This is a genomic window from Hahella sp. NBU794, assembly GCF_050749805.1.
Classification (GTDB): domain Bacteria; phylum Pseudomonadota; class Gammaproteobacteria; order Pseudomonadales; family Oleiphilaceae; genus Hahella.
Window position 1 is genome coordinate 4,244,821 of sequence record NZ_CP192738.1, and the last position, 15,290, is coordinate 4,260,110.

The following is a 15,290-nucleotide window of genomic DNA, read 5'->3' on the forward strand; positions in this document are numbered from 1 at the left end:
CCTGTTGCATACCATTGAGAGACGGACGATTCACAGCGTGCTATAGCTGCAACTCTCCATCGCGATACTTCCTGATTAAATTGTTTCTCGCAGCGGAAATGTGTCGCCGCATCAAGAGTTCAGCCAATTCGCCATCCCGCTCTTCAAGCGCCTCGATAATACGCCAGTGCTCATGAAACGCTTTTTCGGGTCGACCGCTGAATGTGCTGAGACGATATCGATATAGCCTCAACAAATGATATAACTCGCCTGTCAGCATATTGCTGAGTTTGCGGTTTTTACTGCCGGATATAATTCGGAAATGAAAGTCGAAGTCGCCTTCTTTTTGGTAATAGGCGAGTCCTTTCTCTTCCTTGATTTGCTCTGCATGGATGTCCATCAGGCGCTTCAAATCGTCTATTTCTTCTTGCGACATACGCTCTGACGCCAATCGAATCGCCATCCCCTCCAGGGATTCACGCACTTCATACAACTCAATCAGCTCTTCGAAGGTCAGCGCCACCACTCTGGCTCCAGAATGAGCCTTACGAACAATCAGCCCTCTGCCTTCCAACCTGTGCAGCGCCTCTCTCAAAGGTCCTCTGCCAAAGCCAAATTTTGCAGACAGCTCCGCCTCACTAATTTTTTCTCCTGCTCGAATGTCGCCTTTGACAATAGCTGTCTGCAGGCGTTCAAAAGCTTGGTCAGCAAGAGTTCGGGAGTCAGGCGCAGCCATATTGTTTACAATTTTCTCCTGTATTGCGCCAACACAACCATTGCGTCGGCGCACGCCAAAGGATTGTAAACAATTTTGCCAACAAAGAGAAAGAGGCTTCAAGCCGTTTTTTACAATAGCGGAATACCCTTAAAGCAAGCTCTGCCTGGCCGCTCAGAATCACAGATATTTATAGAAGAAGACAAAATCCATTTTTTTCATGACGTTACATGAGATTTTTGACAGCCCGACACTAAGATCCAAATAGCGTATCCGAACTAACCACAAATGCAGAATGAATGCGAAACAAGGCGGAAGAAGAAGGAAGCGCCACTCACTTAGCCAACAGCAAGCCAATGGCGCATAGATTGTTTACAAAATGAGAGGCTCGACTTCCAGAGGCACGCCAAAGCGCTCCTCAACAGAGGCCTGTATTCTGGAGGCGAGTAATTTCACTTCACCACCCGACTTATGGCCAGGGTTAATAAGCACCAAAGCCTGTTTGGGATAAACCCCAACGCCATTTTCCAGGAAGCCCTTCCAGCCACAAGCCTGAATCAGCCAACCCGCCGCCAACTTCCTAGAGCCGTCCGCCAGCGGGAAAGAGACAATGTCAGGAAATTTCTCGTTGAGAGCAAGAAAGTGCCCAGCAGACACAATAGGGTTTTTGAAAAAGCTGCCAGAATTGGGCAATTGCACCGGATCAGGCAGCTTTTCCGTTCTAATAGCCTCCACCAATTTGGCGACCGCTCTGGCGTCACAGGGAGCGCCATCCAGCTCCCAGCGCCTTTTTAGCTCTGCATATTCGAGAACCAGGGGTGTTTCAGCCGACAGCCTGAAAGCCACCTCCCAGATCAGCCATCGCCTTCCCGGCTCCGACTTGAAAAAGCTGTCGCGGTAGCCGAAGCAGCAGTCAGACAGAGAGAACTCCCGCTCCTCAAGCGTATCCATGTGAATCGCCCGCACGGAGTGCAACCGATCCTTAAGCTCCACACCATAGGCGCCGATATTCTGAATCGGAGCGGCGCCCACTGTACCCGGAATCAGAGCCAGGTTTTCCAGCCCTACGTAGCCTTGCTCCAGCGTCCACCAGACAAACTCATGCCAGTTCTCGCCAGCGGCCGCCCGCACGATATCGCCACTGGAATCCGAAGCATCCACGCTGACGCCACGGTTCCCCATATTGATGACAACACCTGCAAGATCACGGGTAAAAACAACGTTACTGCCGCCGCCAAGCACAAAAGCAGGGACAGATGTAGATGTCAGCTCTGACAGTACGCGTCGAATATCATCAATATTCGCCACCGTCACCATGCGCTCCGCCCGAGCGGGACACCCCATGGTGTGGCGCATCGCCAAGTCCGCATTCAACTCCCAATGCATATCAGCCACGATGCTTTAGTTGTCCTTGAACATGTTCAACAAGCCCTTGGCAGGCGTCTTCCACCAAGTCCAGCACATGCTCAAACCCCTGAGGGCCGCCGTAATAGGGGTCCGGCACTTCACGCTCATCACTGGACGAAGCAAAGTCCAAAAACAACTTCACTTTAGATTGATGCTTCTGGGGGCAGATGTGTTGCAAGTTCGCGAGGTTGTCCCGATCCATCGCCAATACTAGGTCAAACTGCTCAAAGTCATCCGGGGTCACTTGTCGAGCTCGAATGTGCTCAAGGGAATAACCACGCTTCCCGGCAAACTCACGCGCCCGACGATCAGGCAGCTCACCCGCATGCCAGCCTCCCGTGCCGGCGGAATCCACCTCCACGCAGTCCGTCAGCCCTGCACGCTGCAGAAACGCTTCGAAAACGCCATGCGCTGTGGGCGACCGACAGATATTACCCATACACACAAACAAAATATTGATCATGATGTCTTGGCCATCATCGCGCGCACGCGCTGCAAATCAGCTTCCGTATCCACTCCCGCCGGCGGAGCCTTCGCCACCACATCCACATGAATGGGCACGCCGCGCCACATGGCGCGCAGCTGCTCAAGACTTTCAATCCCCTCAAGCGGACAACTCCCCCAGGTGACATAATCCCGTAAAAAGCCAACTCGGTAAGCGTAGATGCCTATGTGGCGATAAAAGTCATAAGTAGGAGGCAGCCCAACACCTGGGTCGGCAAAATAATCCCGCGCCCAGGGAATCGGCGCCCGGGAGAAATACAACGCCATACCCGCTTCACTTTTCACAACCTTGACGGCATTGGGATTAAATAAAGTTTCCCGGTCGTGAATTCGCTCGCACAGCGTAGCGATTCCCGCCTGCGGATTCGCCGTCAGATTATTAGCGACCTGACTAATCAGTTCCGCCGGCAGCATCGGCTCATCCCCTTGCACGTTAACGACGATTTCATCATCGTCCAGCTCGAGAATATCCGCGCATTCCGCCAAACGATCCGTGCCTGAAGGGTGGTCCGCACGAGTCATCAGAACAGAGCCCCCGAAACCTTCCACCGCCTCAGCAATTCTCGCATCGTCCGTTGCGACAAAAATACGCTTGGCCAGACTCTCCTGCGCCCTATCGTACACATGCGCAACCATAGGCTTGCCGGCAATATCCAGTAAAGGCTTGCCTGGCAGCCTGGAGGAGCCATAACGGGCGGGAATAATGACGGTGAACACGCTCATATCAGCTCAACCGCTCATCAGTAGTCAGCGTGCGCGCCTCTTTCTCCAGCATCACCGGGATGCCGTCGCGGATAGGGAAAGCCATACCATCGTTCTTACAGACCAACTCCTGCTTTTCCCGGTCATACTTCAAGTCGCCCTTACACACTGGGCAGGCAAGGATGGCCAATAGTTTTTTATCCATCTTTTTTGTGACTCCGCAATTCGTTTAGCCTGGCGTCGATCCTCTCATAAAACGTAGAGTTGAGCTCAGCGCCAACTTCCAGGTACCAAGCGTTTTCAAGATTGAACGACTTACACTTGACCGCATCCTTCTCCGTCATCAAAACGGGAAGATCATCGTTGAATTCTATATCCTTCTGGGCGTAACTGTAATGATCAGGAAACGCATGCTGAATGGAGGCCACATCCAGATCCGCCAGGGTTGCGAAAAAGCGCCCCGGATTCCCGATCGCCGCAACAGCATGCGCAGTGCGCCCAGCAAAGTAATTAGTACTTTTTTCTTCCTCGCCAGACACTTTTTTCCAGCGCACAGGACGTAACTGCATTGCGTAATCAGCATTGACCTGCGCATGCAAACCATTACTGACGACCAGATCCACAGACTGCACGCGCCTGACCGGTTCCCGCAAAGGGCCTGCAGGAAGACAAAGTCCATTGCCCCACCCTCGCTGCGCATCCACCACAACAATTTCCATATCCCGCGGCAATGCCAGGTGCTGCAATCCATCGTCGCTGATCACCACATCGCAATCATATACATCCAGCAGTTTTTGCAGCGCTTCCGCCCGCTTAGGCGCCACTACAACGGGACACCCCGTGCGCATGTGAATCAGGGCAGGCTCATCGCCTGTTATTCTGGGGTCAGGATTTCGCTCCACCAGAACAGGGTATGATTCGCTCACACCGCCATATCCCCGACTAACAACGCCGGGTCTAAGTCCTCTACGCTGAAAGTACTCCACCAGCGCTACCACCAAGGGAGTTTTACCAGCGCCCCCCACCGTCAGATTGCCCACCACAATAATCGGCGGACGCATAGACGTAACACCCGCGGCGGAAGCCGGGGGCTTTGTCATAGTGAAAATGGTTTTTCTGATTGCAACGACCAACAGGTAGAGCCATGACAACGGCCACAGCAGAAATCTCCAGCGCGACTTACCGTACCAAACTCCCTCGATCCATGCGCTCATGCGTCGGCTTCACTGAACTGCAGCTTGTGTAAAGCCGCGTAAGCGCCGTCTTTTTCAATCAACTCGCGATGCGTTCCGACTTCCACAATACGCCCCTGATCCATGACCACGATCTTATCGGCGTTCTCAATAGTGGAAAGCCTGTGGGCAACCACCAATGTGGTGCGACCTTTCATCAAGGTTTCCAACGCACTCTGAATATTCCGCTCCGCGTGAGTGTCCAGCGCGGACGTGGCTTCGTCGAGAATCAGTATCGGAGAGTCTTTAAGTAGCGCCCGCGCTATAACCATGCGCTGCCGCTGCCCTCCTGACAAACGCGTTCCATTTTCGCCCAGCAGCGTGTCGAAGCCTTGTTCCAGCTGCTCGATAAAATCCAACGCATCCGCAGATTTCGCCGCTTCACGCACCTGCTCAGGCGTTGCATCAGCCAAAGCGCCGTAGGCAATATTGTTGGTGACTGTATCGTTAAACAACACAACCTGCTGAGTCACAATGGAGATTTGGCGACGCAGAGACGTCAGAGTGAAATCTTTGAGCGGTTTTCCGTCCAACAGAATTTCGCCAGTTTCATAGTCATAAAATCTAGGCAGAAGACTGACCAACGTGGACTTCCCACTACCGGAACGCCCAACCAGCGCAACGGTCTCGCCCGGCTCAATTACAAGGTTAATGTCCTGCAGCGCAGGCTTGCCTTCATCGCCGTAGCTAAAGCCCAAGCCCTTGAACTCCAATCGGCCTTGCACTCGCTCCGTCGCAAATGCGCCTTCGTCTTTTTCAATCGGCTCATCCAACTGCATGAATACATCCTGCGCCGCGGAGATCCCTCGCTGAATGACGGCGTTAACCTCAGTCAACTGCCTGATGGGCTTAGCGCAGGTCGTCGCAGCAGTGATGTAGGCCAGAAACTCGCCAGTGCTCATATTGCCGCGAATTTCAGGACTAAGAGCCAGCCACACCAACAGGGCGATAAAAACGGAGATAACCAGCTGAATGATCGGCGTTGACAGCGCCTGCGTGAGCGACATTTTCAGCGCCTGCGCGATGTTGTACTCACTGGCTTTCATGAAGCGATTGAATTCGTACTCCTCGCCGCCAAAAGTCCGCATCACACGATATCCGCCAATGGATTCCGAAGCCACATGAGTAACGTCTCCCATGCTGCTTTGTATGCGATGACTAATACGCCGGAATCGCTTGGAAACGTAGCTGATAAGGACACCGATGATCGGACCAAGGACAAGAAACAGAAGCGTCAACTTCCAGCTGACAAAGATCATGTACCCCATCAATCCAATGACGGTAAATCCTTCTCTCAGGACAACCGTAATCGCATTGGTGGCGGCGCCTGTCACCTGGTCCACGTTGTAGGTGATTCGAGAGACCAGATGTCCGGTTGAATTAGAGTCAAAGAAGCGACACGGCAATACGGTCAGATGGCGAAACAGCTCCAGGCGCATTCTGTGAACAATGCCCCTGGCCACACGTGCCATGAAATAGCCGCCACAAAATGAACCCAGACCGCGCAGGGCGAATATGCCGATGATCAGCATGGGAACCAGGAAACGCCCTTCCGGGCTTGGAGTTTCGATCGCCGCGACGATGTACTTGGTTGCATCCGCCATCCCGGCGCTGGCTAATGCGTAAATCACATTACCCAGCACCGCTAGAGCGAAGACCTTCCATAACGGCTTCAAGTAAGACAGCAGTCTGCCGTACACTTGCGCGCCGGCATACTGCTTTGCGACTTTTGACATGTCAGCCCTTAGTCAGGATAGGGTTATTCGGCTTCGGTGCGTTGAGTGGTAATACTCAACTTCTGATACCCGAGCTGACCGGCGACATCCATTGCCCGGACCACGAATTCGTGGGGAGTTTTGGCGTCCGCCGTAACAATGAACGGAAGATCGTTCTTGCCCTTGGACAATTGCTCCACCGCCCTTTTCAATGTAGCGATCTGACTATTGATCAGTACTCGCTGATTAACGGTGTACTGACCGTCTTTATTGATCACGACCTCAATTTGATCAGCCAGGCTTTCAGACGCTTCGCCTGAGGACTTCGGCAGCTCCACCGCAAGACGGCTTTCCTTGGTGAACGTGGTTGAGACCATAAAGAAGATCAGTAGCAGAAAAACAACGTCAATCAGAGGCGTTACGTTTACTGACAACTCTTCTCTGGATTGGCGCCGGAATTTCACTTGCTTTTCACTCCGCTCATGTCGACGTCACGATCGCCGTGCACAACTTCAACCAGCTTCAACGCCTGCTGCTCCATCTCAACCACCAGCTCATCCACGCGGCGCTGGAAGTAACGGTGAAATACCAGCGCAGGGATAGCAATCGTCAAACCCACCGCAGTAGTAATAAGCGCCTTGGAAATGCCCCCCGCCAATGCTTGCGTATTGCCAGTGCCGGCAATTTGAATTTCGGCGAACACGTCGATCATACCGATAACCGTACCCAACAGTCCCAACAGAGGAGCAATCGCCGCCACAGAACCCAACGCCGTCAGGAAACGCTCCAGTTCATGCACAACATGACTGGCTTCTTCCTCGATACTTTCTTTCATGATCTCACGGCCATGTTTGGCGTTGATCAGACCGGCGGCGAGAACGCGCCCAAGGGGGGTGGATTGTTGGAGGTCTTTCAGGGTTTTGCCATTAAGTTCTTTTTTCTTAAGGCGCGCCATCAAATCGTTAACGATAGAGCGCGGCGCAACTTTTTGCGGCCGCAGAGTCCAGAATCTTTCAATAATGATCGCTAGAGCCACCACTGAACACAGCAAAATAGGGATCATTATCAAGCCGCCGGCCTTTAACAACTCGTACACGCATCTGTCTCCTCAAAAAAATTGCCATACTTTACCACAGCCTATAAACAAACCGTAACAGCAAAAGCTTATCGGTAAGTAATCTTAGTCCTTTAAAAGCACGGGGTTGTTCACAGAATCAGCGATTCTTATCCAACGCCATCAGAACCTCGCCCCAAGGTCCGCCAAACTGTATTTTTACCGCGCCGTCGCCCTCTTCAATCGATATCTGCACAGCGCCCACCTCGGCCGAGTTATAAAACGCTGCGCCTCTGCGCTCAAACCAATCACGCACTAGCTTATGTGGATGCCCAAAGGCATTGAGATAACCTGCGGAAGCAATGACAACCCGAGGCGACACAGCGGAAGCGAACTCAGGCAAAAAGCTGGACGCGCTACCGTGATGCGGCGAGACCAGTATGTCAGACGCCAGCTTGTCTTTGGCTTCAGTTAATAGCGCCCGCTGCGCCGACGCCTCAATGTCTCCCGTCATCAGTATGCTAAGCCCCCTCACCGTCAAACGTATTACGCAGGAACGGTTATTACCTTTCCCTCTCGCTCCCTCCAGAGGCCAAAGGACCTCCATTCTCGCCACCCCGACCTGATAGTTGGCGCCGGCGATACAGGGTTTAGAGCTTTCCACTCTGTCCGGTTCACCAGAAAGCGCGGACGCCACGATGAAATTTGTGCGGACATCGCCCCAGCCGCCAGCGTGATCGCTATCTCCATGACTAATAACCGCGTACTTCAATCCTTTGACGCCAATAGACCGCAAGTAAGGATCGACCACAGTTGCCCCAGCACTCCACCCATCCGCGAAGCCAGGGCCCGCGTCATACAAAGCCGTTTCGCCACGACTTTCTATCACTGACGCCAATCCCTGCCCAACATCCAACAAGGTAAAACGGAACCAAACCTGCTCATATTGCTCACGCATCCCTGCCCCAATTAGCGCCAGCACTCCGATAAACCAGACAGCGCCGGGCATCCGCATGGCCCCCGCCGCGCAGATTCCGAAGATGACGAAGCTGACTGACGCCAGCGTCATCTCCAGAGGCGTTTGCAGAACAGGACCTAACGAGGCCAGCTCGGCTACCCGCCAAAACCCATCCAGACAGATATCCGTCATTCGCAACAAAATCTCACCGCCTGCCGGCCAAACCAAAGCCACAGCAAGCGCCATCAGCCCCAAGGGAACCACAATCAGCGTAACCAATGGCGTTGCGACGAGGTTCGCCAATGGAGCCGCCGACGGAATCTGCTGAAAACTTATCGCCAGAATTCCTGCCAGACCCACTGTCAAAGCCATTTGCGACCGCCACAGCGATCCTGGTTTCGAAAAGGATTGCAGCGGTCGATGACTAAAGGCCACAAAGAGCAGCCCCACCGCAACGAAAGACAACCAAAAGCCCGCGCTCCAGGGAGCCAAAGGGTCCAGAAGCAAACTGCAGGTGAGAACCGCAATAAAGAAAGTCGACGGCAATATCCGTCGACGCAACCTCAGCATAAGCAGCGCAAGAGAAACGGCCAATGCAGCGCGCACCGCTGGCAGACCGTAATCGATCAGAGCGACATAGGAGAGTATCGCCAATATAGTCAACCCACACGCAACCCAGTAGGCGAACTGCCGAGGGAGCCAACAAAACGCCCAACGCAAGGCGAACATAACCAGAATTGCTATCAAACCAATATGGAGGCCGGAGATAACCAATAAATGCGTCAGACCGGAGCGCCTCAGCACTTCCCATTGCGACTCATCCAGCTCTGTGCGAGCGCCCAGAAATAGCGCCAGGAAACTTCGTTGATGCGCCATCGACGCCGTCGTCGAGCGAACCAGACCCCGAGTCCAAGACCGAAACTCAGCCAGTCTCCCCATAAGCCCCTCAGCCCGCTCCATTGCCCACAATTCAACAGAACCCTGGGCAATGGAGCCTCTGGCGTACAAACCTGACCGCCACAGCTTTTGCCAACCCCATGGATCATGAAAGTTTTGTAATGGCCGGAGGTCTTTTAGCTTCGCCTGAAGGGTGTAACGTCCGGATTCGTGCAACTCCACGTCACAGTAGTAGCAGGATAAACGGATGGTCTTGCTCGCCAGCTCTGGCACCAAAACGCCATCCACACGGGCCTCTGCGACACAAAAGGAAAAGGACTGCACATTGCCGGCGCGCACGGAACTACATATCTCACCGCGCAGTTGCAGGGGTTCGCCAAGCAGTGACGGCGGCAAGGATTCCGCAATATTTTGTAATCGAATTCCGGCGAAAATGACCCCAAACAGAAACAATGCCGGGGTATAATAGCGACCTCGGCCGCTGAGACTCCCCGCAATAACGCTCAGCAAAGCTAAAATGCTTAAAAGGGGGAAAATCCAGACATACTGGGAGACGAATGAAAGCCAATGATGGCCGAATAAAAAAACTGTTAGCCATCCGGCGGTTAGCGCGAGCATCCATGTGCGCATCGGTTGTTCCCTAAATTTACATTACACTCTAATATATGGCGGCTTTTTTCGGAGCAGCACTCTATACGACTTTCACGCGGTTGTAATCAGCAAATGCCTAAAGATTTCATCAAGAAGTGGATGCCAAATCCACACAAGCTCAAAGAAAACAAGTCTCTGCATTTTTTAGGCGACATCTTACATGAGCCCAACCTCTGGCATATCAACCGCCATGCCATCGCCAAGGCTGTTCTGGTTGGTGTGTTCTGCAGCTTTATTCCCATGCCTTTCCAGATGGTGGTGGCCGCATTCATCGCGGTCTGGGTAAATTGCAATCTGCCACTGGCCGTCGCACTCGTATGGATTAGCAACCCTGTCACCATGCCGCCTATTTTTTATTTCAACTATCTGGTTGGCGCACACATTTTAGGCATGCCGAAAGTTCATTTTGAATTTGAGCTCAGTTTCGCCTGGCTGGGAGAAAAGCTCTATCAGATTGGTTTGCCGCTCTATTTCGGCTCATTCATTTGCGGGCTATTCTTCTCCGTACTGGGCTATGTTGTCGTCGAGTACCTGTGGCGCCGCAAAATCAGACATGACTGGCGTAAACGACAGGAAAAGCGCGTAGCTCGACGTGCGTCGGGCATGACCTGCCAGAATACCAAAGCACAATAAGGAACATCGCCGCCCGCGGCGAAAAAAATAAGCATCGGACCCCGTCCGCCTCAAGAGTCCCCCCTACTTCAGGAAACCGCTATGCTGATCATTCTTCACCCTGACACAGATATTTCCTCAGACGCTTATAGAGAAACCTTGAACTTTATTGACGCACTGCCGGGCGTCTCCAGCAAAGTCCATGAAATTCAGGGCCAGCAGCAGAAGTTGACGGAAATCTATCTTCTTGGCGACACCAAGAAGCTGAACGCCGAAGAGCTGGAAGCCTTACCCGCTGTTGAACGAGTCGTTCGCATTTCTGAAGAATATCGCATTCTTGGCCGCCACGCGGACAGCAAGCGCACTACCGGATTTCACTACAATGGACTGACCTTCGATCAAGATAGCTTCCATGTGTTCGCAGGCCTTTGCGCAGTGGACAACCCGACTCACGTCGAAGAAATGATGCGCGCCCTGAAAGAGAACGGCCAGCAATGCACCCGCATGGGCGCCTATAAGCCACGCACCAATCCCTATACCTTCCAAGGTCACGGCAAAGACTGCCTCCCCTACGTCTTCGAGCTGGCGGGCAAATACGACATCAAAGTCATCGCCATGGAGATTACTCACGAGAGCCACATCGAGGAAATTGATGAGTGCTTGGAGAAAACCGGTCGCCCTACTGGCGTCATGCTGCAAATCGGCACCCGCAATACACAGAACTTTGAGCTGCTCAAAGCCATCGGTAGACAAAAAGAATATCCGGCGCTGCTGAAGAGAGGGTTTGGCATCTCACTGAATGAATCTCTCAATGCAGCGGAGTATCTGGCAAGCGAAGGCAACGCCAATGTCGTCTTCTGCCTGCGAGGCATGAAAACCGACGGCGGAGCGCCTCACCGCAATCTGGTGGATTTCGCCCATGTCCCTGTCATCAAACGCCTCACCCGGATGCCTGTTTGCGTAGATCCTTCACATTCTGTCGGCAATCATGAGCGCGCGCCTGACGGCATACTGGAAGTTACTCACGCCACTGCTCAGGGTATCATCGCTGGCGCCAATATGGTTCTGGTGGACTTCCACCCTCACCCATCCAAAGCTCTGGTAGATGGCCCGCAGGCGCTGACCATGCCGGATTTGCCAGCATTTCTGGAAGATGCGAATTTATGCAGGGAAACCTATCTTAAACGCCAAACAATCTACAAAAAGGCCAAATAACGGAAACTCAATATGATTATTGTGGGTCATCGGGGCGCCAAGGGCGAAGCGCCGGAAAATACCGTCGCCGGCTTTGCCCATCCCTACCAGGAAGGCATCCGCAATTTTGAGCTGGACCTCCAGCTCAGCAAAGACGGCCACTTGATGGTCATTCATGATAAAACCACTAATCGCACCACCGGCCACGCCGCCAAGGTCGCAGAGCTAACTGCGGCTGAACTGGGCGATTTGGACGCAGGACTGCATGTTCCACCCTGGCATGAGCCAGCTCCAGTGCCGACGCTACAGAACATCCTGGCGGTTTGTCCTGAGTTTCAGTCGATACAGCTGGAAATCAAGACTGACACCAAGCCCAGGCTAAACATTCTTTGCAATCGACTGGTAGAACTGATCCAACACGAAAAGCTGTTCGGACGCGTCGTCGTTACGTCATCCAACTCATGGGTGTTGCAGCAGATCAAGCGACTGAATGGTTCCATCGATACGGGATATGTCGCGGAGAAGCGCTTTCCTGGGCCAATACAAACCGCACTCAAGCTCAACTGCCGAATGCTGGTGCTGTATTACAAGCTGGCCGACGAGGAGCTGATGACAGAAGCCAGAAAGGCGGGACTGGAAGTCTCCACTTGGACGGTAAATATGATTCCCGATGTATTACGCCTACAGGAATTGGGGGTGCACAGCGTCATCACCGACTACCCCTGCCACGTCCTCAAATATCTGAAGACCCAGCAACCGCACCTGACTCACGCGCAGTAGTCGCTTTCGCGACAGCAGGCGAGCGGGATGCACAATCCCCTCGCCTAAGCCCGATCAAAATATCCGATTAAGTCCGTTTAACGCCGCCACCCGATAGGCTTCCGCCATCGTGGGGTAATTGAAGGTGGTGTTAACAAAATACTCGATGGTATTCAGTTCACCAGGCTGATTCATGATGGCCTGTCCGATATGCACGATCTCGGAGGCCTGATCTCCGAAGCAATGAATGCCCAGCAACTCCATTGTTTCCCGATGGAACAGCAGTTTCAGCATACCCACCGTATCGCCGGTAATCTGCGCACGAGCCAAATCCTTGAAAAACGCCTGCCCTACTTCATAGGGCACCTTGGCTTCCGTCAGTTCTGCTTCTGTGCGACCAACGGAGCTAATTTCAGGAATCGTATAAATCCCGGTAGGCACATCGGTAATAAAGCGGAAGAAATCATCCTTAACTATCTCCGAGGACGCGGAGCGCCCCTGGTCATAGGCGGCGCTTGCCAGGCTGGGCCAGCCAATCACGTCGCCCGCGGCGAATACATGCGGGATCTTGGTGCGGTAATGATTATCCACCGCCAACTGGCCGCGAGCGTTGGGCTCCAGCCCAATATTCTCCAGCCCCAGATTATCTGTGTTGCCGGTGCGCCCGTTACACCAGAGGAATGCGTCGGCGCGAATACGCTTGCCGGATTTCATTGTCAACACAACGCCATGATCATCACCGACCACGCTATCGTATTGCTCGTTATGGCGCACCAACACCCCGTTATCCCTCAGGTGATAACTCAATGCGTCGGAAATTTCTCCGTCAAGGAAAGACAGCAAACGTTCGCCGGGATTAATAAGGTCCACTTTAACGCCCAACCCGACGAAAATGGAGGCGTACTCACAGCCTATCACCCCTGCTCCATAGATAATCAGGGTTCTAGGCGTATGACTCAGCTTGAGAATACTATCGCTGTTATAGATACGACGATGAGTGAAGTCTACGTCTTCAGGCAGATAGGGCCTGGAGCCTGTCGCGATAACGACCTGCTTGCCATACAAGACTTCTTTACCGTTCAGACCGCCCCGCACCTCAATACGGTTCTCATCAATGAAACTGGCGCGACCGCGATACAGATCGACTCTGTTGCGGGCGTAAAACTGCGTACGAATTTTAACCTGTTTACCAATCACTCGCTCCGCATTCTGCAAGACTCTGGGGAAAGAAAACCAGCGCGGCTCCCCGATATCCCGGAACATAGTATTGGTATTGAACTGGATGATTTGCTTGACTGCGTGACGCAACGCTTTCGACGGAATCGTCCCCATATGGGTGCAGTTGCCGCCAACCTGACTCTTATCTTCAATCACTGCAACGCGCTTGCCGTGCTTCGCCGCATTCATCGCCGCGCCTTCGCCAGCTGGCCCGGCGCCAATTACAACCACATCATAACGATATTCAGCCATGCGCTGTCGGTCTCCTGAAATCCCATCCCGCCGGATTGCAGCCGCCGCAGGCCACCAGACGGAACATCTTTATAATTTAATACTTAAGTCGCGACGTCAGATAAACGCACCGTCGCGTGCGACAACTCAATCACAAACCGCAGAACGCCATTGAGGCATTCGCGGACTTGCTTCTATAAGGTAAGAGCTCACCCCTTACGGGTGGCGTCGTATGCGAGATCTTCAGCCCGCGCCTGAGATTGCTTGGCGGCGGCTTCCGTCTCTTTTTCACACTTGTTTTTATCGCCTCCGCAAATATCGCAGGCGACTTCCATTCCCAAGGCGCTCATACCGCCGCATGAACCTGAGATGGGCTTGCGGCCTAGGATAACGCCGATGGACATGGCCACAACGATGAGCAGCATGACGCCGAAAACAACAAGAAACACATACATCGCTCTACTCCTCCAATCGTTTGATACGTTTCAAAAACGCGGGGGACGTTTCTTCTACAAACTTACCGTCCCGCCGGACAATAAACAACACAGCGATATCGTTTTTGACCGCAACATCCATACCTTGTTCCGGCCCCATTACCATAAAGGAAGTCGCCAGCGCGTCCGCACGCGCCACCGTATCGTCGATGACGGTTACCGAGGCGAGATTGTGGCCAATCGGCTTACCAGTGCGGGGGTCAATGGTATGGGAATAACGAACGCCATCTTCTTCGAAGTAATTACGATAGTCTCCGGAAGTGGCTACCGCGCCCCTATCCATTTCCACCACGTTTTGCGCCCGCCTTTCGCCCACTACCGGCGATTCTATGGCGATCCGCCATGGCTGACCATCAGGCTTGTGGCCACTCAGCATGACTTCGCCGCCAACCTCAACCAGATAATCAGTAACGCCCTGCGACTCCAGGTATTTAGCCGCCAGATCAACGGAATAGCCTTTGGCGACGGCGGAGAGATCAACGTACATCGCCGTCTCTTTGAGGACTTTATCGCCGTCCGCCTGGTATTTGAGGTGCTGATATCCGACTTTGGACAGCTCGCTGGAAAGCGTAGCCTCATCCGGAATCTTAATTGGACGAAGATCAGGACCAAAGCCCCACAGATTCACCAGCTTACCCACTGTGATATCAAAAGCGCCGCCACTGATATCGCTGACGCCTTGCGCAATTTGAAAGACTTCAAATGACTCAGGCGAGAAATCAAACCAGCTTCCAGGTTCAGATTGATTAAAGCGGCTTAATTCCGATTCGGGCTTATACGTCGACATCAGGCGATCAACCAGCTGCAATTGCGCCAATACGCCCTGCGCCAGTTCCTGCTCTGATTTGCTCGAACCAGAAGCCCATTTAACATGATAGGTCGTACCCATGATTTTGCCCTCAGAAGAGTGCAATTCAGGGCCAGAATGAAAGCAGCCCGCCAATGCGAGACTGCTGGAGAGCAGTAAA

Annotated in this window: 16 protein-coding genes; 3 read left to right on the forward strand and 13 right to left on the reverse strand. The window is 53.1% G+C overall.

What is annotated here, in order from left to right; translation table 11 throughout:
• Positions 1-40: 40 nt before the first annotated feature.
• The 10 genes from ACQYWX_RS18450 to ACQYWX_RS18495 form a co-directional block, all read right to left on the reverse strand.
• Positions 41-715 carry a GntR family transcriptional regulator gene (locus ACQYWX_RS18450; protein ID WP_431685892.1) on the reverse strand — a complete coding sequence of 225 codons (675 nt, stop codon included), beginning with the start codon at positions 713-715 and terminating at the stop codon, positions 41-43.
• Between the two features lie 351 nt (positions 716-1,066).
• Positions 1,067-2,080 (reverse strand): UDP-N-acetylmuramate dehydrogenase, encoded by a 1,014-nt coding sequence (murB, locus tag ACQYWX_RS18455; protein WP_431689520.1) that lies wholly within the window; start codon positions 2,078-2,080, stop codon positions 1,067-1,069.
• Position 2,081: 1 nt separating this feature from the next.
• The gene (locus ACQYWX_RS18460) at positions 2,082-2,564 is read right to left on the reverse strand and encodes a low molecular weight protein-tyrosine-phosphatase (RefSeq protein ID WP_431685893.1); all 483 of its coding nucleotides are present in this window, start codon (positions 2,562-2,564) and stop codon (positions 2,082-2,084) included.
• Positions 2,561-3,328 (reverse strand): 3-deoxy-manno-octulosonate cytidylyltransferase, encoded by a 768-nt coding sequence (gene kdsB, locus ACQYWX_RS18465; RefSeq protein WP_431685894.1) that lies wholly within the window; start codon positions 3,326-3,328, stop codon positions 2,561-2,563. The genes ACQYWX_RS18460 and kdsB overlap by 4 nt, the downstream gene beginning before the upstream one ends.
• Before the next feature lies 1 nt (position 3,329).
• Positions 3,330-3,512 carry a Trm112 family protein gene (locus ACQYWX_RS18470; RefSeq protein ID WP_127971510.1) on the reverse strand — a complete coding sequence of 61 codons (183 nt, stop codon included), beginning with the start codon at positions 3,510-3,512 and terminating at the stop codon, positions 3,330-3,332.
• Positions 3,505-4,521, reverse strand: coding sequence for a tetraacyldisaccharide 4'-kinase (gene lpxK, locus ACQYWX_RS18475; RefSeq protein WP_279502740.1), 1,017 nt, complete (start codon positions 4,519-4,521; stop codon positions 3,505-3,507). The genes ACQYWX_RS18470 and lpxK overlap by 8 nt, the downstream gene beginning before the upstream one ends.
• Positions 4,518-6,275: a lipid A export permease/ATP-binding protein MsbA gene (gene msbA / locus ACQYWX_RS18480; protein WP_279502742.1), complete on the reverse strand. Its 1,758-nt coding sequence runs from the start codon at positions 6,273-6,275 to the stop codon at positions 4,518-4,520. The genes lpxK and msbA overlap by 4 nt, the downstream gene beginning before the upstream one ends.
• Positions 6,276-6,298: 23 nt before the next feature.
• Positions 6,299-6,718, reverse strand: coding sequence for an ExbD/TolR family protein (locus tag ACQYWX_RS18485; protein ID WP_216735590.1), 420 nt, complete (start codon positions 6,716-6,718; stop codon positions 6,299-6,301).
• Complete coding sequence (locus ACQYWX_RS18490) at positions 6,715-7,350, reverse strand: MotA/TolQ/ExbB proton channel family protein (RefSeq protein WP_127971518.1); 636 nt, start codon at positions 7,348-7,350, stop codon at positions 6,715-6,717. The genes ACQYWX_RS18485 and ACQYWX_RS18490 overlap by 4 nt, the downstream gene beginning before the upstream one ends.
• A 118-nt stretch (positions 7,351-7,468) precedes the next feature.
• Positions 7,469-9,673, reverse strand: coding sequence for a DNA internalization-related competence protein ComEC/Rec2 (locus ACQYWX_RS18495; RefSeq protein ID WP_431685895.1), 2,205 nt, complete (start codon positions 9,671-9,673; stop codon positions 7,469-7,471).
• Positions 9,674-9,886: 213 nt separating this feature from the next.
• Here ACQYWX_RS18495 and ACQYWX_RS18500 point away from each other — a divergent pair, with 213 nt between their 5' ends.
• The 3 genes from ACQYWX_RS18500 to ACQYWX_RS18510 all read left to right on the forward strand — a co-directional run bounded on the left by ACQYWX_RS18500 (position 9,887) and on the right by ACQYWX_RS18510 (position 12,400).
• Positions 9,887-10,447 (forward strand): DUF2062 domain-containing protein, encoded by a 561-nt coding sequence (locus tag ACQYWX_RS18500; RefSeq protein WP_431685897.1) that lies wholly within the window; start codon positions 9,887-9,889, stop codon positions 10,445-10,447.
• Between the two features lie 81 nt (positions 10,448-10,528).
• On the forward strand, positions 10,529-11,641 hold the full coding sequence (locus ACQYWX_RS18505; RefSeq protein WP_431685898.1) for a 3-deoxy-7-phosphoheptulonate synthase: 1,113 nt from the start codon (positions 10,529-10,531) through the stop codon (positions 11,639-11,641).
• A 12-nt stretch (positions 11,642-11,653) separates the two neighbouring features.
• Positions 11,654-12,400, forward strand: a complete 747-nt coding sequence (locus tag ACQYWX_RS18510; protein ID WP_431685899.1) for a glycerophosphodiester phosphodiesterase — start codon at positions 11,654-11,656, stop codon at positions 12,398-12,400.
• Positions 12,401-12,454: 54 nt separating this feature from the next.
• On the opposite strand, the gene sthA is transcribed toward ACQYWX_RS18510, so the two are convergent.
• From sthA to ACQYWX_RS18525, 3 genes are all read right to left on the reverse strand, one after another.
• A complete protein-coding gene (gene sthA, locus ACQYWX_RS18515) occupies positions 12,455-13,849 on the reverse strand; it encodes a Si-specific NAD(P)(+) transhydrogenase (protein ID WP_216735585.1) in 1,395 nt (464 codons plus the stop codon).
• A 188-nt stretch (positions 13,850-14,037) separates the two neighbouring features.
• On the reverse strand, positions 14,038-14,283 hold the full coding sequence (gene nqrM, locus ACQYWX_RS18520) for a (Na+)-NQR maturation NqrM (protein ID WP_279502751.1): 246 nt from the start codon (positions 14,281-14,283) through the stop codon (positions 14,038-14,040).
• Positions 14,284-14,287: 4 nt separating this feature from the next.
• Complete coding sequence (locus tag ACQYWX_RS18525) at positions 14,288-15,211, reverse strand: FAD:protein FMN transferase (RefSeq protein WP_431685900.1); 924 nt, start codon at positions 15,209-15,211, stop codon at positions 14,288-14,290.
• Between the last annotated feature and the right edge of the window lie 79 nt (positions 15,212-15,290).